The 26,597-nt window shown below is 70.7% G+C and carries 17 protein-coding genes and 2 pseudogenes; 9 read left to right on the forward strand and 10 right to left on the reverse strand.

What is annotated here, in order from left to right; genetic code table 11:
* The first annotated feature begins 81 nt into the window (after positions 1 to 81).
* The 3 genes and pseudogenes from ACWD1U_RS13460 to ACWD1U_RS13470 form a co-directional block, all read left to right on the forward strand.
* The gene (locus ACWD1U_RS13460; RefSeq protein WP_451107163.1) at positions 82 to 1,446 is read left to right on the forward strand and encodes an FAD-dependent oxidoreductase; all 1,365 of its coding nucleotides are present in this window, start codon (positions 82 to 84) and stop codon (positions 1,444 to 1,446) included.
* A 143-nt stretch (positions 1,447 to 1,589) separates the two neighbouring features.
* A complete protein-coding gene (locus ACWD1U_RS13465) occupies positions 1,590 to 2,084 on the forward strand; it encodes a lamin tail domain-containing protein (protein ID WP_451107165.1) in 495 nt (164 codons plus the stop codon).
* Positions 2,085 to 2,103: 19 nt separating this feature from the next.
* Positions 2,104 to 2,379 (forward strand): annotated as a pseudogene (locus ACWD1U_RS13470) (alpha/beta hydrolase); the annotation flags it as partial.
* Between the two features lie 85 nt (positions 2,380 to 2,464).
* On the opposite strand, the gene ACWD1U_RS13475 reads toward ACWD1U_RS13470, so the two are convergent.
* From ACWD1U_RS13475 to ACWD1U_RS13495, 5 genes are all read right to left on the reverse strand, one after another.
* Positions 2,465 to 2,839, reverse strand: a complete 375-nt coding sequence (locus ACWD1U_RS13475) for a hypothetical protein (protein ID WP_451107167.1) — start codon at positions 2,837 to 2,839, stop codon at positions 2,465 to 2,467.
* Positions 2,840 to 2,894: 55 nt separating this feature from the next.
* Positions 2,895 to 3,446 (reverse strand): roadblock/LC7 domain-containing protein, encoded by a 552-nt coding sequence (locus ACWD1U_RS13480; protein ID WP_451107169.1) that lies wholly within the window; start codon positions 3,444 to 3,446, stop codon positions 2,895 to 2,897.
* A 38-nt stretch (positions 3,447 to 3,484) separates the two neighbouring features.
* The gene (locus tag ACWD1U_RS13485; RefSeq protein WP_451107171.1) at positions 3,485 to 4,279 is read right to left on the reverse strand and encodes a hypothetical protein; all 795 of its coding nucleotides are present in this window, start codon (positions 4,277 to 4,279) and stop codon (positions 3,485 to 3,487) included.
* Complete coding sequence (locus ACWD1U_RS13490) at positions 4,276 to 4,662, reverse strand: hypothetical protein (RefSeq protein ID WP_451107172.1); 387 nt, start codon at positions 4,660 to 4,662, stop codon at positions 4,276 to 4,278. The genes ACWD1U_RS13485 and ACWD1U_RS13490 overlap by 4 nt, the downstream gene beginning before the upstream one ends.
* A gap of 385 nt (positions 4,663 to 5,047) precedes the next feature.
* Positions 5,048 to 10,270, reverse strand: coding sequence for a family 43 glycosylhydrolase (locus tag ACWD1U_RS13495; protein ID WP_451107174.1), 5,223 nt, complete (start codon positions 10,268 to 10,270; stop codon positions 5,048 to 5,050).
* 436 nt (positions 10,271 to 10,706) lie between these two features.
* Here ACWD1U_RS13495 and ACWD1U_RS13500 point away from each other — a divergent pair.
* Positions 10,707 to 10,871 (forward strand): annotated as a pseudogene (locus tag ACWD1U_RS13500) (short-chain dehydrogenase); the annotation flags it as partial.
* Positions 10,872 to 11,126: 255 nt separating this feature from the next.
* On the opposite strand, the gene msrA reads toward ACWD1U_RS13500, so the two are convergent.
* Positions 11,127 to 11,642 (reverse strand): peptide-methionine (S)-S-oxide reductase MsrA, encoded by a 516-nt coding sequence (gene msrA / locus ACWD1U_RS13505; RefSeq protein ID WP_451107176.1) that lies wholly within the window; start codon positions 11,640 to 11,642, stop codon positions 11,127 to 11,129.
* Between the two features lie 422 nt (positions 11,643 to 12,064).
* Between msrA and ACWD1U_RS13510 the strand changes: the two genes are divergently transcribed.
* The 5 genes from ACWD1U_RS13510 to ACWD1U_RS13530 all read left to right on the forward strand — a co-directional run bounded on the left by ACWD1U_RS13510 (position 12,065) and on the right by ACWD1U_RS13530 (position 16,891).
* Positions 12,065 to 12,862, forward strand: coding sequence for a restriction endonuclease (locus ACWD1U_RS13510; RefSeq protein ID WP_451107178.1), 798 nt, complete (start codon positions 12,065 to 12,067; stop codon positions 12,860 to 12,862).
* 477 nt (positions 12,863 to 13,339) lie between these two features.
* A complete protein-coding gene (locus ACWD1U_RS13515) occupies positions 13,340 to 14,035 on the forward strand; it encodes a GAF and ANTAR domain-containing protein (protein ID WP_451107180.1) in 696 nt (231 codons plus the stop codon).
* Positions 14,036 to 14,259: 224 nt separating this feature from the next.
* Positions 14,260 to 14,781, forward strand: a complete 522-nt coding sequence (locus tag ACWD1U_RS13520; protein ID WP_451107181.1) for an ATP-binding protein — start codon at positions 14,260 to 14,262, stop codon at positions 14,779 to 14,781.
* A 570-nt stretch (positions 14,782 to 15,351) separates the two neighbouring features.
* On the forward strand, positions 15,352 to 16,125 hold the full coding sequence (locus tag ACWD1U_RS13525) for a ribonuclease BN (protein ID WP_451107523.1): 774 nt from the start codon (positions 15,352 to 15,354) through the stop codon (positions 16,123 to 16,125).
* A gap of 109 nt (positions 16,126 to 16,234) precedes the next feature.
* On the forward strand, positions 16,235 to 16,891 hold the full coding sequence (locus ACWD1U_RS13530; protein ID WP_451107183.1) for a LysE family translocator: 657 nt from the start codon (positions 16,235 to 16,237) through the stop codon (positions 16,889 to 16,891).
* Between the two features lie 250 nt (positions 16,892 to 17,141).
* On the opposite strand, the gene ACWD1U_RS13535 is transcribed toward ACWD1U_RS13530, so the two are convergent.
* The 4 genes from ACWD1U_RS13535 to ACWD1U_RS13550 all read right to left on the reverse strand — a co-directional run bounded on the left by ACWD1U_RS13535 (position 17,142) and on the right by ACWD1U_RS13550 (position 26,568).
* Positions 17,142 to 19,829, reverse strand: coding sequence for a SpoIIE family protein phosphatase (locus ACWD1U_RS13535; RefSeq protein ID WP_451107185.1), 2,688 nt, complete (start codon positions 19,827 to 19,829; stop codon positions 17,142 to 17,144).
* A gap of 103 nt (positions 19,830 to 19,932) precedes the next feature.
* Positions 19,933 to 24,204, reverse strand: a complete 4,272-nt coding sequence (locus ACWD1U_RS13540) for a HAMP domain-containing protein (protein ID WP_451107187.1) — start codon at positions 24,202 to 24,204, stop codon at positions 19,933 to 19,935.
* A 576-nt stretch (positions 24,205 to 24,780) separates the two neighbouring features.
* The gene (locus ACWD1U_RS13545) at positions 24,781 to 25,485 is read right to left on the reverse strand and encodes a GNAT family N-acetyltransferase (RefSeq protein ID WP_451107525.1); all 705 of its coding nucleotides are present in this window, start codon (positions 25,483 to 25,485) and stop codon (positions 24,781 to 24,783) included.
* Positions 25,486 to 25,701: 216 nt separating this feature from the next.
* Positions 25,702 to 26,568: a GDSL-type esterase/lipase family protein gene (locus ACWD1U_RS13550; RefSeq protein WP_451107188.1), complete on the reverse strand. Its 867-nt coding sequence runs from the start codon at positions 26,566 to 26,568 to the stop codon at positions 25,702 to 25,704.
* Positions 26,569 to 26,597 lie beyond the last annotated feature (29 nt).

Genomic DNA, 26,597 nt, shown 5'->3' on the forward strand with positions numbered 1-26,597 from the left:
GGACCCGCATACCGACTTAGGCTTGCCTCAGTTTAGGCTTCCCGATGAGATCGCTTGTCGCCGCTCGAAGGGAACCTGACCATGCCCCGCCCCCTGCGGGTAGCCATCGTCGGATCCGGCCCCGCCGGGATCTACGCCGCCGACGCCCTGCTCAAGTCCGAGGTGGCTGCCGAACCCGGCGTGTCCATCGACATCTTCGAGCGCATGCCGGCGCCGTTCGGGCTGATCCGCTACGGCGTCGCGCCCGACCACCCGCGGATCAAGGGCATCATCACGGCCCTCCACCAGGTGCTCGACAAACCGCAGATCCGACTCTTCGGCAACGTCGACTACGGCACCGACATCGGCCTGGACGACCTGCGCGCGTTCTACGACGGCGTGATCTTCGCCACGGGCGCGACGGCCGACCGGGCGCTGTCCCTGCCGGGCATCGACCTCGACGGCTCGTACGGGGCGGCGGACTTCGTCTCCTGGTACGACGGCCACCCGGACGTGCCGCGCACCTGGCCGCTGGAGGCGGAGAAGGTCGCCGTGCTCGGCGTAGGCAACGTCGCGCTGGACATCGCTCGTGTCCTGGCCAAGACGGCGGACGAACTGCTGCCGACGGAGATCCCGGCGAACGTCTACGAGGGCCTGAAGGCCAACCGGGCCAAGGAGATCCACGTGTTCGGCCGCCGTGGCCCGGCGCAGGCGAAGTTCAGCCCGATGGAGCTGCGGGAGCTGGACCACTCCCCCACCATCGAGGTCATCGTCGACCCCGAGGACATCGACTACGACGAGGGCTCGATCGCGACCCGGCGCGGCAACAAGCAGGCCGACATGGTCGCCAAGACCCTGGAGAACTGGGCGATCCGAGACGTCGGCGACCGGCCCCACAAGCTCTTCCTGCACTTCTTCGAGTCGCCGGTGGAGATCCTCGGTGAGGACGGCAAGGTCGTCGGCCTGCGCACCGAGCGCACCGAGCTTGACGGCACCGGCAACGTCAAGGGCACCAGCACGTTCAAGACCTGGGACGTCAGCGCGGTCTACCGTGCCGTCGGCTACCTCTCCGACAAGCTCCCCAAGCTGCCCTGGGACCTCGACTCCGGCACCGTCCCGGACAAGGGCGGCCGAGTGATGCAGGAGTCCGGCGAGCACCTGCAGTCGACGTACGTCACCGGCTGGATCCGGCGCGGCCCGGTGGGCCTGATCGGGCACACCAAGGGCGACGCGAACGAGACGGTGGCGAACCTGCTGGACGACTACGCCAACGGCCGGCTGCACACGCCCGCCTCGCCCGGCCTCGAGGCCGTGGACGCGTTCCTGGCCGAGCGGAACGTCCGCTTCACCACCTGGGACGGCTGGTACCGGCTGGACGCCGCGGAGAAGGCGCTGGGCGAGCCCGAGGGCCGCGAGCGCGTGAAGATCGTCGAGCGTGAGGACATGCTGCGGGCCAGCGGCGCCTGACGTCGTCCGCACCCGTGGGGCGGGTCCGGTGGCAATGCCACCGGACCCGCCCCTCTGCTTGCTTGAAGCGTGTACGATCCGGATGCTTCACCGAACCATCACATCGCCTTCACCAGAGGGCCATGCAGGGGGGACGAACGTCCATGCGTATACGCCTTGTCACCACCACGGCCGCGGCTGCCGGAGTCCTGACCGCCCTGGCGGCGGCTCCGGCCCAGGCCGCCGAGTACAACTCCGCGCTGAAGATCCGCGGGATCCAGTACGACGCTCCCGGAAGCGACTCCAACCGCTGCTCGGGAGGGAACACGCACGAGGAGTACCTGACCATCAAGAACTACTCGCGGTCCACGACGGTCAACCTCAAGGGGTACGTCGTGAAGGACGCCGCGGGGAACAGGTTCACCTTCACGGCGAGCCACACCCTTCAGCCGGGTGACTACGTGAAGCTGCGCGGCGGCAACGGGGCCGACTCCGACGCGAACAACGTCGTGTACCGCGACAACTGCAACTTCATGTGGAACAACGACAAGGACACGATCTACGTGTACAAGCCGTCCGGCAGCCCGGCCGACGTGCACTCGTACACCAAGAGCGGATCGGACCCGGACCGCAACGGGTACATCACGTACCACGGCTGAGCCCTCTGCCGAACCGGCACTGCGTGATCGCTTCCCGGTCGGCCGGCTGCCCGGCTGGCTGAGCGAGGCCGATCTCGACGTCTGCGCCGGGGGGTTCGAAGGTGCCGGGATGACCTGCGCCCTGGACCGCTACCGGAACAGGACCGGGACTGGCGGGACCTGGCCGGCCACGCCGACGCCCCGGTCACCCAGCCGTCGCTCTTCACGGGCGGCAGCCTGGACGCGTCCACGACCTGGCCGGGCCGACGCGATCGAGGCCCGTACGACCACGCGGCCCGGCCTGACCGCTTCTCACAAGCAGGTCCGTCAGGCGCCGGTCGGCGTGCCGGGGTCCTCCGCGAGGTGCCCGTGGCGGAGGGCTCCCGCAGCGTGGTGCCGGTTCAGACCTCCAGGTCGGCTTCGATGCGGCGCAGTTGGTGGCGGGCCATCGCCAGGTTGGCGCGGCTGCCGTCGAGGACGAGGTAGAGGAACAGCCCGCTGCCTCCGCGTCCCTTGAGCAGGCGGATCAGGTGGTACTGGGTGTTCAGGGTGATCAGGATGTCCTCGATCTCCTCCTGCAGGCCCAGATGCTCCATGGTGCGCAGCTTGGCCCGTACGACGTCGGTGTTGCCGGCGGCGGCGACTTCGAGATCGAAGTCCTTGGTGCCGCCGAGGGTGCCGAGGGCCATGCCGCTGGTGTAGTCGACGAGTGCGGCGGCCGTCGCTCCGTCGATGGAGCTCAGGCATTCCTTCAGCGCGGTCTCCGTGTTGGCCATGCGCTCGTTCCTTTCTTCGGTCTTCCGCTTCGGTCGGTCGGGAGGTTCGGGTGGCTCAGCTGCCGGTCTGCCGGCCCGGCCGATGAGTGGGCCGCTGTGGGGTGCGTACCGGGAGGGTGCCGATGGGGCGGGCCGTGACCGGGGGCGCCGGGGTGAGGTGCTCTTCGGGCGCGGGGGTGGGCGCGGCTCGTGGTGCCGGAGCGGGCCGGTCGGCGTGGCGGCCGGGGCCCGGGCCGACGCGTGTGGCCACCAGGTCGGCGATCCGGGCGCCGCTGCGACGGCCCTCCATGTGGAGGCGGCCGACGTTGACACGGTCCTCGGCGAGAAGGGTGAGGACGGCGGTCGTTCCGGCCGCGTAGGTCGCGACATAGCCCCCGGAGCCGCGCACCAGCAGTTCGCGGAAGTCGCCGCGGGCGGCGGCGTCGGTCATGCGGTAGGCGACACCGAGGGCGGCGGCGGTGAGCGCCGCGAGCCCCTCGGGTTCGGTCTCCGGCACGTCGTGGGCGAGGACGAGTCCGTCGACGGTGGCCGCGAGGGAGCCGGTCAGCCGGGGTATGCGGGTGCGGAGCCGACGCAGTTCGTCCAGGACGTCGGTCTCGACTGCCATGAGCAGTCTCCTTTCGGCACGCTGTCGACGCGCGCGGATCACAGTGCCTCCAAGGCGTGCAGGAGCCTTCGCAGCAGCGCGGTGTCGGGCTCGTCCGGTACCGCGCAGAGGGGGGCGGGGACCGGCGCGGTGGCGCGGACGGGGGTCGCGGGGGCTGCGGCTGCGGGGGCGACCAGCCCGGCGGCGGCCAGGCGGCGCAGCTCGACGAGGGTGTGGAACGTGCGGCAGGCGAGGGCCGTGGCGATCTGGGCGGCGGTACGGACGCCGTCGACCTGGGCGAGTATCCGGCTGCGGCGGGCCGGCAGGTCCACCCCGGCTCCTGGCACCCGGGCCAGCGGGGCGAGGTCGATGCCGGGCTCGGGCCATATGCGCTGCAGCAGTTCGCGGCGTCGTCCGGACTCGCGCAGGACGGTGTCCACCGGCACGGGGCGGACCGGGCCGAGCCAGTGTGCGACGCCGGGGCGGAAGCGGAGGGCCGGTCCATCGTGAGCGAGGACGAAGTACGCCGCGTCGAACAAGGCACCGAGGTGGCACAGCTCCAGTGCTCCTGCGGCGAGTTGACCGCTGTCCACCAGTTGCCTGCCGACACGGCAGCGGCGTCCGGCCTGGTCGATCGCCTCCCACCAGCCGTCCGGGGCGAGCGCGCCACTGTGGGTGAGCAGGTCGCCGAGGTCGGGTGAGACGGCGGATTCGACGTGGACGACGTGTCCCTCGGCGAGGTAGACGATGCCGGACTCGGTGGACAGGGCGCCGCTCGCGCGCTCCGCGGCGAGGGTGGCGAGCTGGACCGAGGCGGGTTCGTCCGTGCGCGAGGTCAGGAGCGGCGCGATCACCCGAGCACCAGTCTGTCCGCCGTCTCGGCCAGCCGGATGCGGGCAAGGGCCAGGTTGCCGTCCGTGCGGTCGAGCCATAAGTGCACGAAGACGGTGCTGTCGAAGGGCGTGGTGACGAACCTGATCAGGTGGTACGAGTCGGCGTTCGTGATGAGCAGGTCCTGAACCGGTGGTTCGCTGCCGGTGTCGGCCCCGGCCAGGGCGCCGCTCTCGGTGGCGAGCCGGGCGAGTTCGGCGGTCTCCGCCGCCGTCGCCTCCACGTCACCGCCCGGTGCGTCACCCACCGCGCCCAGGGCGAGACCACTGATCCAGTCGACCACCGACGCCCCTCGAGCACCGGGCAGCCGCATGGCTTCCAGCAGACTCTCGTCGATTCCGGGCACGCCGAATCCCCTCCCCCTGCACGGCCGTTCCCGCGAACGTGAGCACGACACTACGCACGGTGCTTGGCCCAGGGGAACGCTTTGGCATTTTCCAAGGGAATGTGCAGCGGACCGGGCAGGGGTGCGATGAAATCGAACCGAAGCGAACAGAACGGGTCCGGTTCGATGCTCGAGTAGTGTCCCCGTCTCGAAGGAGCGCCGAGGCGCGAGAACAGCACAGCTGCCGCGCTTTCAGGGTTCGGAGCGGACGTCGACGCACATCCGACCGTCCGTTCCGACCAGACACGCCGACCACGCGATTGGCGGCAACGGCACGAAACCGTGGACCCGGCGTACCGGTACGGCTTCCCGAACGGAAGCGAACCGGTACGCCAGGTCCATACATTCAGTGCCGGTGGCTTCCGATGATGACGGTGCCCTTCGTCCTGGCGCCGGTCTTGTTGTCGTAGAGGACCTCGCCGGTGGACTTCTTCCAGATCTTGACACGGAAGGTGTCCGGGCCGTCGGTGGCGGTGACCCTGAAGGCGTAGCCGCCCTTGCCGCCCACCGTGCCGGTGCCCTGGTAGACGGCCTGGGAGCCGTTGACGACGAGCCAGTCGGAGCCGGTCGAGCGGAAGATGAGCCGGGCGGAGCCGAAGACGAACGTGGCCTTGCCGGTGGGGACGGTGGCTCCCTTCCGGTACTGGGCACCCAGGGTGAACGCCGCCTTGCCGGTCAGCCCCGGCTCGGCCGGGTAGGCACCGGCCGGCGAGGTGATCGTGCCGGCGCCGGCAGCGGGACCGGCGCCACGGTCGTAGACGATCAGCTCCGCGAGCGTGGTGCTGTCCGTGCCCTCGTCATCGTCGCTGACCGTGACGACCGGGCGGTGGATGCCCGCGTCCTCGTAGACGTGTGTGGCGCGGCAGCCGGAGTCGGTGACCGTGCCGGTGGCCGGCGGGCTGCCGTCCTTCCAGTCGACCTCGCAGGTGTGGCTGTCGGCCGAGCCCGGGTCGTCGAAGGACGCGGTGACGACCGCGGCCTCGCCCACCGGGACGGGCGAGCCGGGGCCCTTGGCGGATGTGATCGACGGGGCGGCGTTGGAGACCTCGACGGTCGCGGTGTCGGTACCGCGCCCGCCGGTCAGGGTGACCTCGAAGGTGCCGTCGTCGGTGCAGGTGAGGGTCGTCCGAGCCGCCGCGGGGTCCTTGACGGCGCACGGGGCGCCGTCATGGACGGCCCACTTGGGGGTGCCGGCTCCGGAGACGGTGCCGGCGAGCGTGATCGCCTCGCCCTCGGTGCCGGTGGCGTCCGGCCCGGCGTGGACGACGGTGACCGGATCGATGCCGCCGAGGGTCGGGACGACCTTCTTGATCAGGCCGTCGGAGTCGAACTCCAGCTTGTCGATGGTCGTTTCGCGGTGGGTGCCGTCACCGCCGGGGACGGCGAAGCGGTGGTAGGCGATGTACCAGTCGTCGGTGTTCGGGACGTGGACGACGGAGTGGTGGCCCGGACCCTTGATGCCGAGGGAGAGGTCCTTCTCCAGGATCACGCCCTGCTTGGTCCACGGGCCGGTGGGTGAGGGACCGGTGGCGTAGGCGACGCGGTAGTTCTCGTCCCGGGTGTCGTTCTCCGACCACATGAAGTAGTAGGTGCCCTTGCGCTTGATGACGAAGGTGCCCTCGTTGTAGCCGCTCGGGGTGATGTCCGTGACCTTCGAGGTGTCGACGGAGGTCATGTCGTCGCCCAGCGGGACGACGTAGGCACGACCGTTGCCCCAGTAGAGGTACTTCTTGCCGTCGTCGTCGGTGAAGACCGCCGGGTCGATCATCTGGCCGCGGAAGTCACCGGCCTTCAGAAGCGGCTTGCCCAGGGCGTCCTTGAACGGTCCGGTGGGCGAGTCGGAGACCGCGACGCCGATGTTGGCGTCGGCGCAGAAGTAGAAGTAGTACTTGCCGTCCTTCTCGGTCATCGCCGGCGCCCAGGCCCGGCTGTCCGCCCAGCTGACATCCGGCCCCAGGTCGAGGATGACGCCGTGGTCCTTCCAGTGGACCAGGTCGGTGGAGGAGTAGGCCTTGAACTGCGTACCGCTCCAGCCCTCGAAGCCGTCGGTCGTCGGGTAGATGTAGAAGGTGTCGCCGAAGCGCACGATGTCCGGGTCGGCGTTCAGACCCGGCAGGACCGGTGTCTTCATGATCAGTGCCGACACGGTCCAGGTGCGCTTCGCACCGTCGGAGCCGGTCACCTCGTACGTCACGGGCTGGGTGAAGTCCCGCACGCTGCCGGAGGCCGGGCTGATCGAGGCACCCTTGGCGAGGGTGAACTCCGGTGCCAGGGCGCTGATGTCCGTGCCCGCCTTCAGCGGCAGCGTGATCCTGCCGTCCGCGTCGTCGATCAGTGCGTCGACCTTCAGCGCCGGGTGGGCCACCTTGGCGATGCCCGTGGTGTTTCCGCTGAGCTCCTGGACCTCCGCGGCGGACAGGGCCCGGTCGTAGACGCGGAAGTCGTCGACCTCACCGCCGAAGTACGGGTCCGCCCCGTACATCGACCGGCCGATGTAGCCGCTGTAGTCCTTGTTCGCGTCGTACAGCTCGGACGGCTTGATGCCGACACCGCTCGCGCGGGCCGCCTCGAACCCTTCGACGTACAGGACCATCGTGCCGGTCGGGCCGTCGAGGGTCACGGTGACGTGCCGCCACTGCCCCGCCGTGAGCTGCGAGCCGGCCGTCAGCTTGGACTCCGCCGACCAACTGGCCTTGGTGATGGCCGAGTACAGCTTGGATCCGCCGTTGGACGGGGTGGCGAAGAGGTACTTGTCGCTGTCGGGGCCCAGCCCGAACAGCCACTGGAAGCTGTTGCCGCCCTTCCACTTGGCGTACGTCGACACGGTCACGCTGTCGGCGTCCTTCAGCACGCCGTTCGGGATCTTCACGTACGGAGATGTGGTGGAACTGCTGGAACCGCCGGACATCTTGAACGAGCCGCCGTGCACGCCGCTGCCGAAGCCGGGCGTGCGGACGTAGGTGCCGTGGTAGCCGTGCCCGCTGGAGTCCCGGGCGATGCTGCCGCTCGTCTCGTCGAAGTCGTAGTGCAGGAGCAGGTCGGCCGGAACGTCCGAGCCCTCCTGCGACACGGTGACCTCAGCCCGGACCGCAAGGGCGGCGCCGTTGGGCAGGCTTCCGGTGACGGTGAAGGTGCCCGGCTGGGCGTACGACGACGCCGGTACGTCCGCCCAGTCGACGGAGACCGGCCGCTTGACGCCGTCGGCGTACTCGGCGACGACCGTGGCCGGCAGGACCGGGGCGACGCCGACCCGCGTCTTCACCGACACCTCCTCGACGCTCCTGACGAGCTGGTCGGGCTGGTAGGCGCGCAGCAGCCGGTCGTACTCGGCCTGGGTGACCGGCAGCACGGTGCCGTGGCGGGGCTTGGCGGGCAGGTCATAGCCGGTGGACGGGGTCCACTTTCCGGAGTCGAGGTCCGTCGTCTCGAACGGGATGTAGCCGCGCCCGCCGAACTCGTCGAGGAACGCGTACCACTTCTCCTCGGTGTTGGACTTGAACACCAGCGGTCCCTCGGCGGCGTTCATCGCGCCCTTGCCGATGCCCTCGGCGACCGCGGTCCAGGACGGGTTCAGGATCGAGTCGCTCTTCTCCTGGAAGATGAACTTGCTGTCGGGGGTGGAGGAGGTGTTGTTCCGCTCGTCCTTGGACAGGCGGTAGTACGTCCCGTCGTGGCGGATCATCGTGGAGTCGATGACCGAGTAGCCGCGGTCGATCCAGACCTTGGGCTCGCTGAAGGTGTAGAAGTCGCGGGTGGTGGCGTACATCATGCGGTTGTACGTGTCGCCGGAGTGGTCGGCGTTGTCGTACAGCTTCGACGCCCAGAAGACCACGTACTCGCCGCGCTCGGCGTCGTAGAACGCCTCCGGCGCCCAGGTGTTGCCCGCGCTGTCGGGTGAGACCTTGACCAGGCGCTGGTTCGTCCAGTGAACCAGGTCGGTGGATTCCCAGACCATGATGGACTTGCTGCCGGTGCGCTGGGAGGCGTCCCAGTCGCCGTTGCCGTAGATCCTGAGGTCGGTGGCGATCTGGTAGAACTTGTCGCCCTCCGGCGAGCGGATGATGAACGGGTCGCGCAGGCCCTTCTCGCCGAGGGTCGAGGTGAGAACCGGCTTGCCGTCGTTCAGCTCGCGCCAGTGCAGCGGGTCGTTGCCCTTGCTGAGGGCGGCGTAGAGCTGTTCGCCGTCGGAGGTGCCCTCGCCGGTGAAGTAGCTGAACATGTAGCCCTTGAGGGCCTGCTTCGCGGGCAGTTCGGGCACCTTGGCCGTCATGACGCGCGTCGCCTTGGCGTCGCCCTTGGTGACGGTGGCGGTCAGGTCGACGGTGGTGGCGCCGTCGCCGTGCGCGGGGCGGTGGACCTCGCCGTCGGCGGAGACGACGTCCGGCTTCGCGGAGGACCAGGTGACGGCCGTGCCGTAGTCGCCGCTCTTGGGCAGGGTGAGGTTGCCGCGTACGTCGTCGAGGTTGTGGACCGCGAGCGCCTCGGCGGCCTGCCGGGTGGCGGCGGCGTCGTCGAGCGCGGGCCGGACCGTGACGTCGAAGGTCTTGGTGCCGGTCACGGTGCCCTTCTTCAGGGACGCCGTGAGCGTGGCCCGGCCGTCCGGTGAACCGGCCTCGGGGCGGGTCACCTTGCCGGTGTCCGACACCACCGACGGGTTGTCGCTGTCCCAGCTGATGGAGGAGCCGCCGGCCGGTCCGGTCCTGGGCAGCTCCAGGTCGGAGGTGACGCCGCTGGTGTCACCGAGGCTGAGGGCCTCCTGGTCGTCGGCGACGCCCTGCGTGGCGACGGGGAGGGAGAGTTGCTCGACCTCCGAGCCGGCCAGGGCCCTGTCGTATACACGGAAGTCGCGTATCCGGCCCTTGAAGAGCTTGTCGCCGTCGTAGACGGACTTGCCGATGTAGTTGGCCGTGGTGGTGCCGGAGCCGATGGCGCCGGGCGTGATGGTGACCGAGGTGTTGCGGCCGACCTCGACGCCGTCCTCGTAGAGGACGCCAGTGGAGCCGGTCTGGGCGTAGGTGAGGTGCTTCCACACCCCGCGGGTCAGGTTGTGGGAGTCGGACGGCTTGGTGGTCTGCTCGGTCGACCAGTTGCCTGTCGCGACGGAGGTGCGGAGGGAGTTGCCGGTGGTGAACAGGTAGCCGTTGCCGCTGCCCGCGCTGGTGTTGCCGAAGCCGTAGAGGAAGTAGGGCGTGCTCTGGGCGGAGTCGATCATCACGTCCATGGAGACGGTGATCGAGCCCATGCCCTTCATGATGTCGTCCGGCACCTTGATGTAGGTGTCGGACCCGTTGAAGGCGAGCCCCTGACCGGCTGCCGACCAGTCGGCGGTGCCTCTGACCGTTCCGTTCCGGCCGTTGCCGGAGGCGTCGGTCACGGTACCGCCGGAGCCTGCGTCGAGCTTGTACCACAGGGCCAGGCCGTCGGTGATGTCCGAGGCTTCGGCCGCCGGTGCCGCCTGCGCCGTAGCGGCGGGTGCGGCGAGGGTGAGCAGCATCGACGCGGCGGTCAGTCCGGCGAGATGGCCCGCCCAACGTCTCGCGCGGCTGCGAAGTCGTGCGACGTGCGTCATGTCGAGGATCCCTGCTGAGGCATGGCTGTGACGGGCGAGGCGGGACGGAACACGATGGCCGACGAGGCAACGGCACACTCCTGCCGTGGACTTGTCGTGACACGGAGTCCAAAGTGTGTTGCGAGAGTGTCAGTCGGCGCCCAGGGCAGCGTCAAGAGGTATCGAACAACGTCCGACAGGTCGAACGAAACTGGCCGGCTCGCCGCCGCGGGCGCCGAGGTCGTCGTCGGTGACCTGGGCGTCGGGCTCGACGGCACCGGAGGTGCCACCGGTCCCGCGCAGCGGGCCGCCGCCCGACACCCGGGCACTGGGCGGCGCAGTTCGCCCCCAACGGCGACATCACCACAGCCGGGGGCGCCGCCTCCCTCGCACACATCGCCCTGACGCGCACGGCCGCTGCGCAGACTCGTCTACCACGCCGGCTTCCTGTGCGACCGCATGCCGACGGGTCTTCGAGGCCGAGGGCGGCCGTATCAGCGTCATGGATGGCCCGCGCCCCGGCCGGACCACCGACAAGGGCGCCCGCTGGAGGCCGGCCGAGGCAGGTGAGACGGCGTTGAAACCGCCCGGGGAGGCGGAGGCTCCGCAGTCGGTGTACGGCGTACATGGCCACGACCACTCATCAGGCTCCCCCGCCAGCGGCTCCGTTCCGACCTTCAGCCGCGGGGTGGCGTCGCCGGTCGACGCACCGGAAGGCGACACCGCGTCGGGCGCCGGCCCAGCGTTCTCCGGGGACAACGCAAATCTGCGATCATCACCGTTTCGGCAGGTGACTCCAGCACGCAGAGTGCCGCCGACGCCACGTAGCGTGCACACCGGGGTGGGCCAAAGCCTTCTCCTGATGTCATGCAGTCGGTCAGGACCGGCCGCGCCTGGGCAACCGCCAGTTCGGGCGAGGGAAGTGGCAGGTGTAGCCGTCCGGGTAGCGCTGCAGGTAGTCCTGGTGCTCCGGCTCGGCTTCCCAGAAGTCGCCGGCCGGCACGACCTCGGTCACCGCCGGCCCCGGCCACAGCCCGGACGCCTCGACGTCGGCGATGGTGTCCTGCGCGATGCGCCGCTGCTCGTCGTCGAGGTAGAAGATGGCGGAGCGGTAGCTCAGGCCCACGTCGTTGCCCTGGCGGTTCCTCGTGGTCGGGTCGTGGATCTGGAAGAAGTACTCCAGGATCGTGCGGTAGTCGGTGGCCGTGGGATCGAAGACGATCTCGATCGACTCCGCGTGCTTTCCGTGGTCACGGTAGGTGGGACGGGGCTTGTCGTCGTCGCCGCTGTAGCCGACCCGGGTGCGCAGAACACCGGGAAGCGACCGGATCAGCTCCTGCATACCCCAGAAGCAACCACCCGCCAGCAGCGCCCTCTCCTCGACGTCACTCATGGCGCATCACCTTTCTGTCGGACATCCGTCCACTCAGGACCAGCCTCGCACACCGGCCAGGTAACCCCGCATCGCTCGTCACCATCTTGGCAGGTGACGGAATGCAGTGCCAATTCCGTCACCGGTCAGCCGTTGCCGGTGACGTGATGCCCGGCTCGCGCTCAGCCCTATCGTCCAGGAGCAGAGACGCCTTCGCCGACGGCTCCGGCCGGGAACAGCGTCACCACCGACTTTGCCCGCCCACGGCGCCACCGCCACCGCCACCGCCACCGAGCGTGCGACGCCGGCCCCCGCCCCACCTTTACGGAGTGCACCAGTGCTCCCCGGAACACCCTGACACCCCGCCGTGACACGATGAAGATCCCGATCTCGGGCAGACGGTGGAGGTGATCTTCCATCCGTCCCGTGAGAGGGGGCATGTCGTGACCGCACCTGCGCGTCCTACCCGGTCCGCGCACCGCCGGCACAGGTTCGACCTGCGTTCCACCGCCCTGTTCTTCGTCTTTCTCGCCGTGGTCGTGATCGTCCTGGGGCTCGCGGCGCGCACCCTGACGGACGCAGTCGAGCGGCGTCCCGCTTGGATGTTCGTCCTGATAGCCGTGGGTGTCGCGGGCTTGCTGGGCCTGAGGCGCCGGTTGCATCTGAGGAGAGCGGCGCGTCGGGCGGCGGCAGCGCTCGACGAGGCGGCCAGGGAGGCGGCCGACGCGCTGGAAGCTCCGCCGATTCCCCGGCAGCGTCCGGTCGATGAGGTCGTCGTCGATTACGACGCCCTGACACCCGAGGAGTTCGAGGAGGCGATCGCCGCCCTCTGCGAACGCGACGGCTGTTCTGCCGTCGATGTCGTGGGAGGGGCGGGGGACTTGGGCGCCGATGTGCTGGCCGTGACCCCCGACGGGCGCCGGATCGTCGTCCAGTGCAAGCACTACGGCGAATCCCACCGGGTCGGCTCCCAGGATCTTCAGCGCTTCGGCGGCACGTGCTTCACCGTCCACGAGGCCGATGTCGCCGTGCTGGTCACCACCAGCGACTTCACCGCGCCGGCGGTGGAGTACGCCGAGCAGTGCGGGATCGTGTGCGTGGACCGGGAGACCCTCGGGGCATGGACGGACGGCACCGGCCCCCGGCCCTGGGAGGCCGGCCCGGCGGGCTCGGCAACGGTTCGGCTGGACGTTCGGCAAGGGCGCGAAGAGCAACTCACGTCCGACGGCGGCAACGGGTGAGCCGCATCCCCTGATGTCTTCGCGCCGGGAGCAGTGTTCCGCCGGCCTCACACGCCGCACCCGGATCACCGGTCGACGACGGAGACGGCCAGGAGCGTCGCCGCGGCGAGGCTGCCCTGCACTGGAGACGGTCACCCTGCGGCTGCCGCGCCACTCCGGCCCGCGGCCCGCGCGCCACCGGGGAGCCGGCCCACCGTCTGGGACCGGTCACTCCCGGAGGGCTCCCGCCACCTCGCCGTCCTGCGCCGCGCGGGCCCGCTCACGACGCCGCGGCAGGCCGGTACGTCCGTAACACTCTCGAACCGCCCGATCCGACAGCGCTGGGCACCGACCTCCTCACGGCCGTGCTGCGCTGAACGGCCCGCGCCCCGGCGGGGCCCCGGTAGCGCCGACGAGATCGGTGTGGTGGCGTGGGGCAGAGGGCGGCCGGGCTGTGAGTAGGGTGGCCGCACTGGTGATCGACGCGGGTGGTGGCGGATGGAGTGGCGGGAGTTCGCCAAGGAGATGGCCCTGCTCTCCCGGACCCTGCTGAAGCAGGACTCGGTGCAGGGGACGCTGGACGAGATCGCGGCGTCGGCGGTGAAACTGGTGGACGGCTGTGACGCGGCCGGGATCCTGGCGGTGCGCAAGGGCCGGGCCATCACGCTGTCCTCCCACGGGGACATGGTCGAGGAATCCGACCGGCTCCAGGGCGAGCTGGGCGAGGGACCGTGCTTCGACCTCGCCCGCCGCGCGGACGACGACCGCGTCCTGCGGGTCCCGGACATGACCCGGCCCCAGCCGGACTGGCCGCGCTACGCGGCGGCGGCCCGCGACCTGGGCATCGGCAGCATGACCGGCCTCCTGCTCTACACCCACGACGAGGACTTCGGCGCGCTGAACCTGTACGCCCGCCGCCCGGGAACCTTCACCAAGGACGTCGAGACCGCGGGCTGGCTGCTGGCCTCGCACGCCGCCGTCGCCCTGGCCGACGCCCGCACCATCGACCAGCTCCAGCACGCCATGGAGACCCGGCACGCGATCGGTGAGGCCATGGGCATCCTCATGGAGCGCCACGGCATGAACGAGGAGGACGCCTTCAACGTGCTGCGCCGCATCTCCCAGCACCACAACGTCAAGCTCCGCGACGTCGCCCAGCGCGTCCGGGACAAGCGGACCGACGAGACGGGCTGATCACCCGTTGCCCTCGTCGAGAGGGAGGCGGCGGTCCCCGGCGGACCACCCTCGGGTCACGGCCGTCGGCCACCCCGCGTCACGGCCGTCGGCGAAGGCGCCCCCGGCCGACCGCGGCTGTGTGACAGTGGGCACCAGCAGACGCTGTATGCGCGGTCGGTGTCCGGGTAGGCGTACGGCGCAAACAGTCGCTCGATTCAGTCAACGACAACGAAAGAACCCACATGGTCATCCCGCTTATGAAGCAGGCGGATGAGCAGGGCAGGAACGGAAGCGCCACGCTGCACTTCAGCGCGGCGTGGGCCGAAGGCGCTGCCCGCGCCGTCGAGGCGCGCCGGGCCCTGCGTGCCTTCCTCGCTCATGTCCCGCACACCGGCTGCACTCCCGTGCCGGGCCCGCTGCTCCTGGACGCCGAGCTCGTCGTCAGCGAGCTGGTCACCAACGCCGTCCGGCACGCGCCCGGCCCCTGCGGGATGACCCTGCGGTTCTCCGACGACGAGCTGGTCGTCACGGTGTGGGACTGCTCCGTCGAGGCGCCGGTGGTGAGGGAAAGAGACGGGCGCCGCTTCGGGGGCCACGGAATGCGCGTGGTGCACAGCGTCAGCAGCGCGGTCACCGTCACCGTCAAGGAAACGGGCAAGCAGATCATCGCCTGCATGGGCCTCACGCCGAGCGACGGCACCGGCTCCATCGACAGGACCATTCTGTCCACGTCGCTCTCCGGCGGATCACAGCAACAGCCGTGACCCGAGGTCCCGCAACGGCGTCGTCACCAGACGTCATGGGACGCGGCGCCGTAGACGGTCGTGCCGTCCCGGCCGTGCGGTCCGTCCACCACTTCGAAGAGCGACGTCCGAGGACGACGGGCCCCGAGCGGGCGATCGCCGCACGTGGCACCCGCCGGTCGTCGCTGTCGTCGGAGCACACGGGTGTGCAGGGCCTCACCGCCCGCCCAAGCCGTTGGCGGGACCGGGGCCGGGCCGGTGACGAAGCGGCCCGGCTCGTCCGTCATCGCGTACGGGACCGGCCTGGTCCGCACGGGGGAACCGCACGGCACGGAACGCCACGTCCACCAGCCCTAGGACCCGGCGAAGCACACGCCTGAGACGACCTGCGCCCCCGTTCGTCGCGTTTGCGTCACGGCCGAAACGGTCAACGATCTCGCGAGTGCACGGCGACCGACCGTATGCGGGAGGCGGACCAAGGATGACCGTCACCACACCACCGACGACGCCAGGCGTCCTCGCGCAGGGACGGCCGGTCAGGCCCGTCCTCCGGGTGTGAGCCGGCATGCCGTGAACCGGGTCGGCCGCGCCGTGCACAACGGATGGCAGCGGTTGGGCGCCCACGGCCTCATCCAGCAGGGCCGCGACCTGGAGCTGCTGCATCGGGCCATGGGATTCGCCACGCTCGCGCTCGTCACGCTGGCACCGCTGCTGATCGTGGTCGCCGCCGCCGACCCACTGAGACGCGGCGGTTTCGCATCATGGCTGGTCGACGGTATGGGACTGTCCGGGCGTTCCGCGCGCGTGCTCACGGAGATCATCAGCCCGCCGCGGAAGGTCATCGGCACCACCAGCGTGCTCGGCGGCGTCACACTCGCCGTCTTCGGCGTGGCGCTCGCGAGAAGCGTGCAGAACGGATACGAGCGGATCTGGGATCTGACGGCCGGACCATGGCATCGCGTCTGGCGCCAAGCGGTGTGGATGGTCGCCATGACCGCGTACCTGTACCAGGAGGTCCAGACGCGGAGCCTTGTCACGGGACCGGAGCGGATCGCGCTGAGCTCGGCGACCGGTGTGCTGTTCTTCTGGTGGGGCCAGCGGTTCCTCCTCGGCGGAGAGGTCCGCTGGGTCAGTCTCCTCCCCGGAGCGATCGCCACCATGGCGGGCCTGGTCGGCCTGCGCATGTTCTCCTACTTCGTCTTCACCCCGCTCATCGTCACCAACGCGATCAGCTACGGAGCGGTCGGCGTCGTCCTCGTCGTGGAGTCCTGGCTCATCGGCGTCGGGTACGTCGTGTACGGCGGAGCGCTGCTGGGCCGCTGGCTCCTCGGACACCTCGGACTGCGGAGTGAGGCCGGGGAGTGACGCGGGGCGAGTCACGGGTACTCGACGTGGCCCTCGCCTCGGTGGCCGGAGCACGGACGTACCGACGAGCCCCGGCGGCGGTTTCGACGGGTGGACGGGCGGACGGCGGATGACGGTCGACTTGGTCGGTTTCCTCGGGGTGGTGCTGGTGGCCTACGTGGTGCCCGGCCCGGATTTCCTCGTAGTGCTCAGATCGGCGGCCGAGGACCCCGCGAAGGGGAGGGCCGCGGCGCTGGGCGCGCAGACGGGGCTGTGTGTGCACATGCTGGCTGCCGCCGCCGGTCTGTCGGTGATCGCCACGCGCTCCCCCATGGTGTACGACGCGATCAAACTGCTGGGAGCGGCCTACCTCGTCCATCTCGGTGTGCGGGCAGTCCGCGCCGCCCGGCGGGCCGCCCGGGAGCGGCGGCGGCCGGACGAGGACGCGTTCGATGCGCCTCGGGAGACTGAACCCGCCCGCGGACTTCGGCGGTCCGGGTTCACCCAGGGACTCCTCACCAATGTGCTCAATCCCAAGGCGGCACTGTTCTTCCTCAGCATCCTTCCGCAGTTCGTCGACGGCGGTGGTTCCATGGCCCGGCAAATCTTCTTCCTGGGCATCCTGGACGTCCTCATCGGTGTCGTGTACTGGTTCGCCCTCGTGATCGTCGCCGCGCGGCTGCGCGCCCTGCTCGCCAGGCCGGGGATCCGCCACCGCTGGGAGCTGACCACGGGCTGGCTGTTCATCGCCATCGGCCTCTCCGTCGCAGCCGCAGCCGCAGCCTGACGACAGTGACGGCGACGGCGACGTCTGCCCGTTCCGCCACCGGCGCGTCCGAGTCCTTCGGGACGCGCAGCCCGAGCAGGGCGACGTCGTCGCTGTCGGTCGGGCGGACGTGACGGAGCAGCTGGTCGGTGAAGGAGGCGAGGGGGCGGTGGGCGAGGGGGCGGTGGGCGAGGGCGGCGGCGTGCTGCGCGGGCGGTTCAGTCCCTCGTCGAGGCTCTGGCGGGCGCTTCGATGAGGCCGTGACGGCTCCTCAACCGACCCGGAGGCCCACGATGCACGTGTCGTCGTCGGTGTCCGACTTGCTGTAGGTCAGCAGCCGGTCCAGTTGCTGGTCGAGTGTGGTGGGGGCCGAGCGGGCCGTGGTCAGGAGGTGGGTCAGGGACTCCTCCACCGGCCGGTCGCGACGTTCGATCAGACCGTCCGTGTACATCAACAGGGTATCTTCGGGCGCCAGTTGGATTTCCGTCTCCTCGTACGTGGCCTCGGGGACGGCACCGAGCAGCAGGCCCTTGACCAGGGGCAGGGGTGCCGCCTCGGTGTCCCGGACGAGCACGGGCGGCAGATGGCCGGCCCTGGCCCAGCGCAGTGTCCGCCGGACCGGGTCGTACAGGCCGCAGACCGCTGTCGCGGTGACGGCGCCCGTCAGGTGGTGGGCCACGATGTTGAGCCAGGACAGCAGCTGGCCCGGCCCGGCGCCGGTCACCGCCAGGCCGCGCAACGCGTTGCGCAGGACGACCATGCTGGTGGCCGCCTCGATGCCGTGGCCGGCCACGTCCCCCACGCACAGCAGCACCTGCCGGGACGGCAGGACGACGGTGTCGTACCAGTCGCCGCCGACCAGCTGCTCGGTCTCCGCGGGCCGGTAGCGGACGGCCACCTGAAGCCCGGACACCTGCAACGGTGCCTGGGTGGGGGGCATGATGGCGTGCTGCAACTGCAGGGTCAGCCGGTTGCGTTCGGTGGCCTGCTGCTCGGTGTGGGCCAGCTGGTCGCGGGTGGCGGCCAGCGCGACCTCGGTCCAGTGCTGGGCCGAGATGTCCTGGCAGGCGCCGCGGACCAGGAGCAGCCGGTCGTCGGTGTCGAGCACGGGTTCGGCGACGATCCGGATGTGGCGGGTCACTCCGTCCGGCCGCTGCAGCCGGAAGGCCGCGGCCGCCGGCCGTCGGTGGTGCAGCAGCGTGCGCAGGAAACGGCGGAGGGAGACGCCGTCGTCCGGGTGCGCATGGGCCGGCAGTTCCTCCAGGGGCACCGGCGTGCTGGACTGCGGGCGTCCGTAGAGGTCGAACAGCTGCCCGTTCCAGGTGATCTCACCGGTCAGCACGTTCTCCTCGAATCCACCGATGCGGCCGAGGCGTTGGGCGTGCTGGAGCAGGCTCGCAAGCCGCGCCGTCTCGTCCTCGATGCGCCAGATGAGGAGTACGGAGGTGCCGTGCCGGCTGATGCTGATGTCCGCGATCGCCGAGAGGGGGACCTGGTCGACGAGGGCGGTGAGGTTCATCCGGCGGGCCCGGAAGGGCTCGCCGGTGGCGTAGACGCGTTCGACGCGCTGGAACAGCTCGCTCTCGCCGACGGCCATGGGGTAGGCCTCGAGGAGCAAGGCGCCGCTGACGACGGCCCGCGGCCGGCCGGCCGGGTCCAGGAAGCGGTTGTTCACGTGCTGGATGCGGAAGTCCACCAGGTGGCCGTCGCCGTCCAGGTGCGGCACCAGGACGAGGGTGGGGTCGTGCAGCCCGTCGGCCAGGTCCATGAGCTCGGCGGCGTCCGGCAGGACGCGCGGCTCCCGGGCCCCCGCGGGCACCGGCGTGTACATCTCCAGCGTGTGGGCGCACAGTTCGGCCAGCGCCTCCACCTGGCGCACGATCTGCGGAGGCTGCCGCTCCAACGGGTTCGGCCAGGCGATCTCCAGCACGCCGTGGACACGCCCTCCGGTGCCGGCGGGCAGAGCGACCCGGCCGCCGTCCGGATGGTGGTGCAGGCCGATGCTGGGCAGGCCGGTCTCGCCGAGGCTGGTGATCCACTGCCCTTCGCGCTCGATGAGGCCCCGCCGCGCCACCGTCACCACGTCCGGTGGGACGTAGCGCCACCGGGTGGCCTCGGCCGGTGAGAAGCCCGCGCTGCCCGCCAGGGTGAGTGAACCGTCGGCCCCCGCGGCCCATACGGCCACGGCGGCCGCGCCGAGGGGGCGCAGCGCCTGCTCCAGGAGGGCGTCGGCGACGGCCTGGGCGTCGTCCGCCGCCAGCACGCCGCTCTCGGCCGCGCGCAGGCGCACGGCGGCCGACTCGGCCTCCGCCTCGTCGGCGGCCTTCGTGGCGGCGAGGAAGGCGTCCGTCACCTCGGACATCCGGTCCCGGGCGGCCTGGTTGATGACGTCGACGGCGAGTTCCAGGGGGCTGACCTGGGCCTGCTCGGCCAGCTCGGCGAGCTGCCGGGCGGCCTGGGACGGGCCGCACTTCAGGCGTTCGACGAGGACGCCCTTGGCCAGCTCGATCAGGGCGCGTCCCTCGGCCTCAGCCTGGGCGGCCCGCACCTCCCTGCTGAGCCGTTCCACGGTGGCCGCCAGCCGGCCCACCGGAGAGGCGGGCGACACACCGCCGAGTTCCGCGAGTGGCCCCTCGGCGGACACCGGCTGCCCGTCGGAGATGCCCCACTTCCCACCGGGAGTCACCGGGTCCCCGCCGGAGATACCCGGCCGTCCCTCGGAGAACTCCCATGGCCCGCCGGGAGTCACCGGCTCCCCGCCGGAGACCTCCGGCTGTCCGTCGGGAGCTGCCGGCTCCCCGTCGGGAGCGGTCGACTCCCCGTGAGTGGTCCCCGACAACGGGTCGGAGGTCATCGACGACCCGTCAGACGTCACCGAAGGGCGGGAAGACGCCGGGCCGGCGGCGGAGTCGCGCTGCGGCTCATCGCCCTGACCCGGTTCGCGCGGCTGCTCGGACATGCTCACAGTGTGGATGCTCCTCGGCTTCAGCGCTCTGCGGCGCGGAAAGGCTGGCCCTGCGGGGCGCCCGGCCCGCCGGTGTGCGGGACGGGCGCCGGCGTGCTCATGCGGGCAGCCAGCGGCGGACGCAGGCGATGAGGTCGCGCGTGTCCACGGGCTTGGTGACGTAGTCACTCGCGCCCGAGGCGAGGCTCTTGTCCCGGTCACCGGGCATCGCCTTGGCCGTGACGGCGATGATCGGCAGCTCGGCGTACTGCGGCATCTTGCGGATCTCCGCCGTCGCCGTGTAGCCGTCCATCTCCGGCATCATCACGTCCATCAGCACGATGGCGACGTCCGGGTTGTTCACCAGCGTCTCGATGCCCCTGCGCCCGTTCTCCGCGTGCAGGACACGGAAGCCGTGCAGCTCCAGAATCCCGCTGAGCGCGAAGAGGTTGCGCGCGTCGTCGTCGACGACGAGGACGGTGGGGCCCGCCGACGCGTCGTCGACGAGGGGCGGCGACAGAGGCTGCGGTTCCTCGGGCCGGACCAGGGACAGCACGTCCCCGGGTTCCTCAGCGGACAGGTGCAGCGCGATGCGCTCGCGCAGCTCGTCGAGACTGGACAGCAACTCCAGGGCCCCGCCCGCCGAGCGGGACCGCAGCGTCTCGTCCATGGCGGCATCCGTGGAGTGGCTGCTGTGCACCAGTACCGGAACGCTCGTCAGCGCCGAGTCCCCCTCCAGGGCCTGGAGGAAGCGGGACGCCTCGCCGCCCCCCATGCCCAGCTCCAGGACGACGCAGTGGCACGGATCGGCGGCGAGAGCGCCTGCCGCCTCCTGCGCGCCGACGGCGGTGATGATGTCGACCGCGGGCCGCTGCGCGCCGTCGGTGCGGCTGTGCGTCAGGTCGGCGACCACGCTCTCCGCGACGAGCGTGAGCAGACCGCGCGGCCGCTCCTCCACGACGAGCAGGCGCCGGGGCCGCGGTCCGGGCCCGATCTGGGGCACCGGCGCCGGGTGGGGCGATCCCTGCGGCAGGGGCTCGGCCGAGGCACGCTCCGGGGTTCTGCCGTGGTTGAGCAGTTCCTCGAAGTCGGGTCGGGCCACCGGCAGGAAGAGCGTGAACGTGCTGCCCTGGCCGGGCGTGCTGTCCACGGTCACGGCGCCCCCGAGCAGCTGGGCGATCTCCCGCGTGATGGACAGGCCCAGGCCGGTGCCGCCGTACTTGCGGCTCGTCGTGCCGTCCGCCTGCTGGAAGGCGCCGAAGATGGTCTCCAGGTTCTGCTCCGGGATGCCGATGCCGGTGTCCTTCACGCGGAAGGCCACCACGGCGCCGCCCCGGAGCACGCCCTCGGGCACCTCGCCGTCCGCCGCGGGCTCGATGCGCAGTTCCACGCCGCCCTGCTCGGTGAACTTCACGGCGTTCGACAGGAGGTTGCGCAGCACCTGGCGCAGCCGGGAGTCGTCCGTGAGAAGGTCCGCGGGCGCGCCGGCCGCGGTCGTCACGGTGAACTCCAGGCTCTTCTGGGTCGTCATCGGCCGGAAGGTGGCCTCGACGTACTCGATGAGCTGGCGCAGCGCCACTCGCTCGGGCGCGACGTCCATCTTGCCGGCCTCGACCTTCGACAGGTCGAGGATGTCGTTGATCAGCTGGAGCAGGTCCGAGCCGGCGGAGTGGATGATCTGCGCGTACTCGACCTGCTTGGGCGTGAGGTTGCGGGACGGGTTCTGCGCGAGCAACTGGGCGAGGATGAGCAGGCTGTTGAGCGGGGTGCGCAGCTCGTGGCTCATGTTGGCCAGGAACTCCGACTTGTACTTCGAAGCCAGCGACAGCTGCTGGGCGCGGGTCTCCAGTTCCTGCCGGGCCTGCTCGATCTGCAGGTTCTTCGCCTCGATGTCGCGGTTCTGCGCCACGAGCAGCGAGGCCTTCTCCTCCAGTTCCGCGTTGGAGCGCTGGAGTTCCTCCTGCTGCACCTGCAGCTCGGTGGAGCGGGCCTGGAGTTCGACCGTGAGGCGCTGCGACTCCACGAGCAGTTCGTCGGTGCGGGCGTTGGCCACGATGGTGTTGAGGTTGACGCCGAGGGTCTCCATCAGCTGCGCGAGGAAGTCCCGGTGGATCTGGGTGAAGGGGCTGACCGACGCCAGTTCGATGACGCCGAGGACCTGGCCCTCGACCACGATGGGCAGCAGGACCAGCGCGGTCGGCACGGCCTGGCCGAGTCCCGAGGAGATGGTGACGTAGCCGGGCGGCAGCTCGTCCACGACGATGGTGCGCCGGCTGCGCGCGGCCTGGCCGACCAGGGTGCGGCCGAAGGCGATGCGGGTGGGCCGGCTGCTGTCCTCCGGGTAGCCGTAGGAGCCGACGAGCCGCAGTTCGGGGCCGTCGTCGCCGTCCTCGGCGAGGTAGAAGGCGCCGTATTGGGCCGACACCAGGGGGACCAGCTCGTCCATGATCAGCTCGGCGACCACGGGCAGGTCGCGGTGGCCCTGCATGAGACCGGAGATCCGGGCGAGGTTCGTCTTGAGCCAGTCCTGCTCCTGGTTGGCCCGGGTGGTCTCGCGCAGGGACTCCACCATGGAGTTGATGTTGTCCTTGAGCTCGGCGACCTCGCCGGACGCCTCCACGGTGATGGAGCGCGTCAGGTCGCCCTCGGCGACGGCGCTCGCGACCTCGGCGATCGCGCGCACCTGCCGGGTCAGGTTGCCGGCCAGCTCGTTGACGTTCTCCGTGAGGCGCTTCCAGGTGCCCGAGACGCCCTCGACCTCGGCCTGGCCGCCGAGGCGTCCCTCGGTGCCGACCTCGCGGGCGACCCGGGTGACCTCGTCCGCGAAAGCGGACAGCTGGTCGACCATCGTGTTGATCGTGGTCTTGAGTTCGAGGATCTCACCGCGGGCGTCGACGTCGATCTTCTTCGACAGGTCGCCCTTGGCCACCGCGGTCGTCACCAGGGCGATGTTGCGGACCTGGCCGGTGAGGTTGTTGGCCATCGAGTTGACGTTGTCGGTGAGGTCCTTCCAGGTGCCGGCGACGTTCGGCACGTGCGCCTGCCCCCCGAGGCGTCCCTCGGTGCCGACCTCGCGGGCGACCCGGGTGACCTCGTCCGCGAAGGCCGACAGCGTGTCGACCATCGTGTTGATGACCTCGGCCAGGGCCGCGACCTCGCCCTTGGCCTCGACCGTGATCCGCTGCGACAGATCGCCGCGTGCGACGGCGGTGGCGACCTGGGCGATCGAGCGGACCTGGCCGGTCAGGTTGGAGGCCATCACGTTGACGTTGTCGGTGAGGTCCTTCCAGGTGCCCGACACGCCGCGCACCTGGGCCTGGCCGCCGAGGCGTCCCTCGGTGCCGACCTCACGGGCGACCCGGGTGACCTCGTCCGCGAAAGCGGACAACTGGTCGACCATCGTGTTGATCGTGCTCTTCAGCTCCAGGATCTCGCCGCGCGCGTCCACGGTGATCTTCTGCGAGAGGTCACCCTTGGCGACGGCCGTCGCGACCAGCGCGATGTTGCGGACCTGGCCGGTGAGGTTGCCCGCCATGAAGTTCACGGAGTCGGTCAGGTCGCGCCAGGTGCCCTTGACGCCCTTGACGTCCGCCTGGCCGCCGAGGCGTCCCTCGGTGCCGACCTCGCGGGCGACCCGGGTGACCTCGTCCGCGAAAGCGGACAACTGGTCGACCATCGTGTTGATCGTGCTCTTCAGCTCCAGGATCTCGCCGCGCGCGTCCACGGTGATCTTCTGCGAGAGGTCACCCTCCGCCACCGCCGTGGTGACCTGGGCGATGGAGCGGACCTGGCTCGTGAGGTTGCCCGCCATGTGGTTCACGGAGTCGGTCAGGTCGCGCCAGACGCCGGCCACGCCCGGCACCTGCGCCTGTCCGCCGAGCCGTCCTTCGCTGCCGACCTCACGGGCCACACGGGTGACCTCGTCGGCGAAGGCCGACAACTGGTCGACCATCGTGTTGACGGTCTCCTTCAGCTGAAGGATCTCGCCGCGCGCGGGTACGTCGATCTTCTGGGAGAGGTCGCCCTTGGCCACCGCGGTGGCCACCTGGGCGATGTCGCGGACCTGGGTGGTCAGGTTGCCCGCCATGGCGTTGACCGAGTCGGTCAGGTCGGCCCAGGTGCCCGAGACGCCCGGCACCTCCGCCTGCCCGCCGAGCGTCCCCTCGGTGCCGACCTCGCGGGCGACCCGGGTGACTTCGGACGTGAAAACGGACAGCTGGTCCACCATGCCGTTGAAGACCTTGGCGATGTCACCCATCAGGCCGTCGGCGTCGTCCGGCAGCCGAGTACCGAAGTCCCCGTCCCGTACGGCTGTCAGGCCGGCCAGGAGCCGCCGCAACTCCTGATCGCCCGGCACCGCATCGACGACCCCAGTGCTGTCGCTGGTCATGCGCACCCTCGTTCCGCTCCCCAGGAGCCCTCGACGCCGAGGACTCGGAACAACCCCGGGCCGAACCGGCGGCCCGGCTGCCGTGCTGCCATCCCACGGTCACGAACGTGCATGTGATGTGGAAATACGCCGCAGGTTAACCCAGGTTTCAAGCCCGGAACAAAGCGCGGTCCCCCATCGAGCAGGAGGCCCTCTTGGAGGACGCGACGACGACCGGCTGAAGAGCACGAGGAACGCGGGAATCGCCGAATCCCGCTCGCCTCCCACGACGCCGGCGAAAGCCACTGGGCCAGTGCCCCGGCCCCCGCTGCGGCCCCTTCGCGGGGAACGGCCCGAGCCGTGGGCGTACTCCCGGGGCCCGGCCTCGGAGCCATCCCGGGCAGTCGCGCGACGCTGGGCTCGGTGGACGGCCGGAGCCGGCGCTCGCCCTGCTCGCCGACGGCGTGCCGCTCGACGGGCTCCACACGCTGGACGTGGATCGTGCCTTCGACGGCGCCCCCGCGGGCAGCGTGGTCACTTTGCGCGACAGCCGTTCGACACCGCTGCCTCACGGAGCCGGCACCGGAGGCCGGCGCGTCACGGGGTGCGGAACCCGCGGAACGTCACCTGCTTCCGGGTCTGGAAGCCGACCCGTTCGTAGAGCGCGATCGCGCCGGCGTTCTCCTCCGCCACATGCAGGCAGGGGCTCTCGTCCCGGGCCAGGATCCGCGACACGAGCGCGCGCAGCAGTCGGGCCGCGTAGCCTCGTCCGCGTGCCTCGGGGGCCGTGCAGACAGCGCTGATCTCGGTCCACCCCGGGGGCCTGAGCCGCTCCCCCGCCATCGCCACCAGCCTGCCGCCGTCGCGGATGCCGAGGTAGGTGCCGAGTTCATGAGTACGCGGCCAGAACGGTCCCGGCCGGGTCCGCTCGATGAGGCCGAGCATGTCGGGCACGCTCTCCGCGCCCAGTTCGACGATGCCCACGTCGGGCTCGGCAGCAGAGGGGTCCAGGTGACTGTCGCCCGCCCAGATCATCTGGCGGCCTTCGAGTACGAAGATTGGCTCCCAGTCCGACGGCGGCATCGCGGGGCAGCTGAACATGTCGGCGAACTCGCCTCGCCCCAGCAGCTTGGCGAGGTCGGCCCAAGCGGCCGAATCCGCCTCGGCGGACACCGCGGAGAACGTCGCCACCCCGGGTACATAGCTGACGGCGCCGCCGAGCCGGCGAGCGAGATGCGCGTGGTGACCGCGGAGCGACTCACCCACCGGGTCGTCGAGTGCGACGGCGTCGCCAGGCCCCATCATCGTGCTGCGTCTCCCCTGCGCTGGTAAGCCGGTCGAACCCGGACGGTGCCGGCGGATGCCCGGCACCATCGTAGTCAGCCGCTCGACACGGCAGGGCGGGGGCCAGGCCTCATGGCCGCGCACCAGGGGTCGGTGACACGGCCGGAGCGATGAGCCGGTTTCCGCGCGGTATCGCCTCCTCCCGGAAAGGTGCTCCGACCGCGGGACCCGGCGCTACTGGAGGTAGGCGGCGAGCGGGAGGTTCTGCCTGCGCACGTCACCCGCGACGAGTCCGGCGATCCGCTGCGCGCCGTAGGTCTCGAAGTGGGTGCGGTCCTTGCAGAAGAAGGCGCCCACGGGACCCGATCCGAAGTCGCCGTTGTGCGGGCAGAAGCGCAGGTTGTTGTAGAGCGAGACGCTCAGCGACTGCAGGTCGACGACCGGCGCCCTGGTGGCGGATCCGACGGCGAAGGTCTCGTTGACGAAGCCGCGGTTCTTCGTCGCCGTACTGCCCGAACAGGTGAGGGCGGCCACCGGGGTGAGCAGCACCGGGTGCGCTCCCCGGGCCTGCGCGGCCTGGACCATCGTGGTCATCAACTGCCGGTAGCGGGCGGGGCCGACGTGCCGGGGGCAGGTCGAGGAGGAGTCGTTGATGCCGAACTGGATGAACAGGTAGTCACCCGCCTTCATCCCGGTGCTCGCGTTCAGCATCGCCTGCCAGCGTGACGAGTACGTGTTGGACGTGAGGCGGCACTCACCGTCCGAGCCCTTGGTGCCGCTCACGTTTCCCTCGTACAGCCAGGTCTGGATGCTGCGGCCTCCCACGGCCTGGTTCCTGACGGTCACGTCGGCGTTGAACAGGGCGTCGAACCGGCTGCCCCAGCCGACCGGGCAGGGGGCGGAGCCAGGGTTGGCCATGGTGGAGTCGCCGGCCAGCCACACGGTGACCGGTTGGGCGGCGGCCCGAGCGGCGGGGGCAGCGGCCCCGGATGCGCCGGCGCAGTCCGCCGTGGTGCCGCCGGCCGCCGAGGCGGCGCTGAGGCCGAGGCTCGACAGGGCGACCACCAGAGCGGTGGTGATGACGGTCCGTAAGTTCTTCATGGGGAGTCTCCCGGGGGCGGGCGCCGCCG

It is taken from the genome of Streptomyces sp. NPDC002788 (assembly GCF_053592115.1).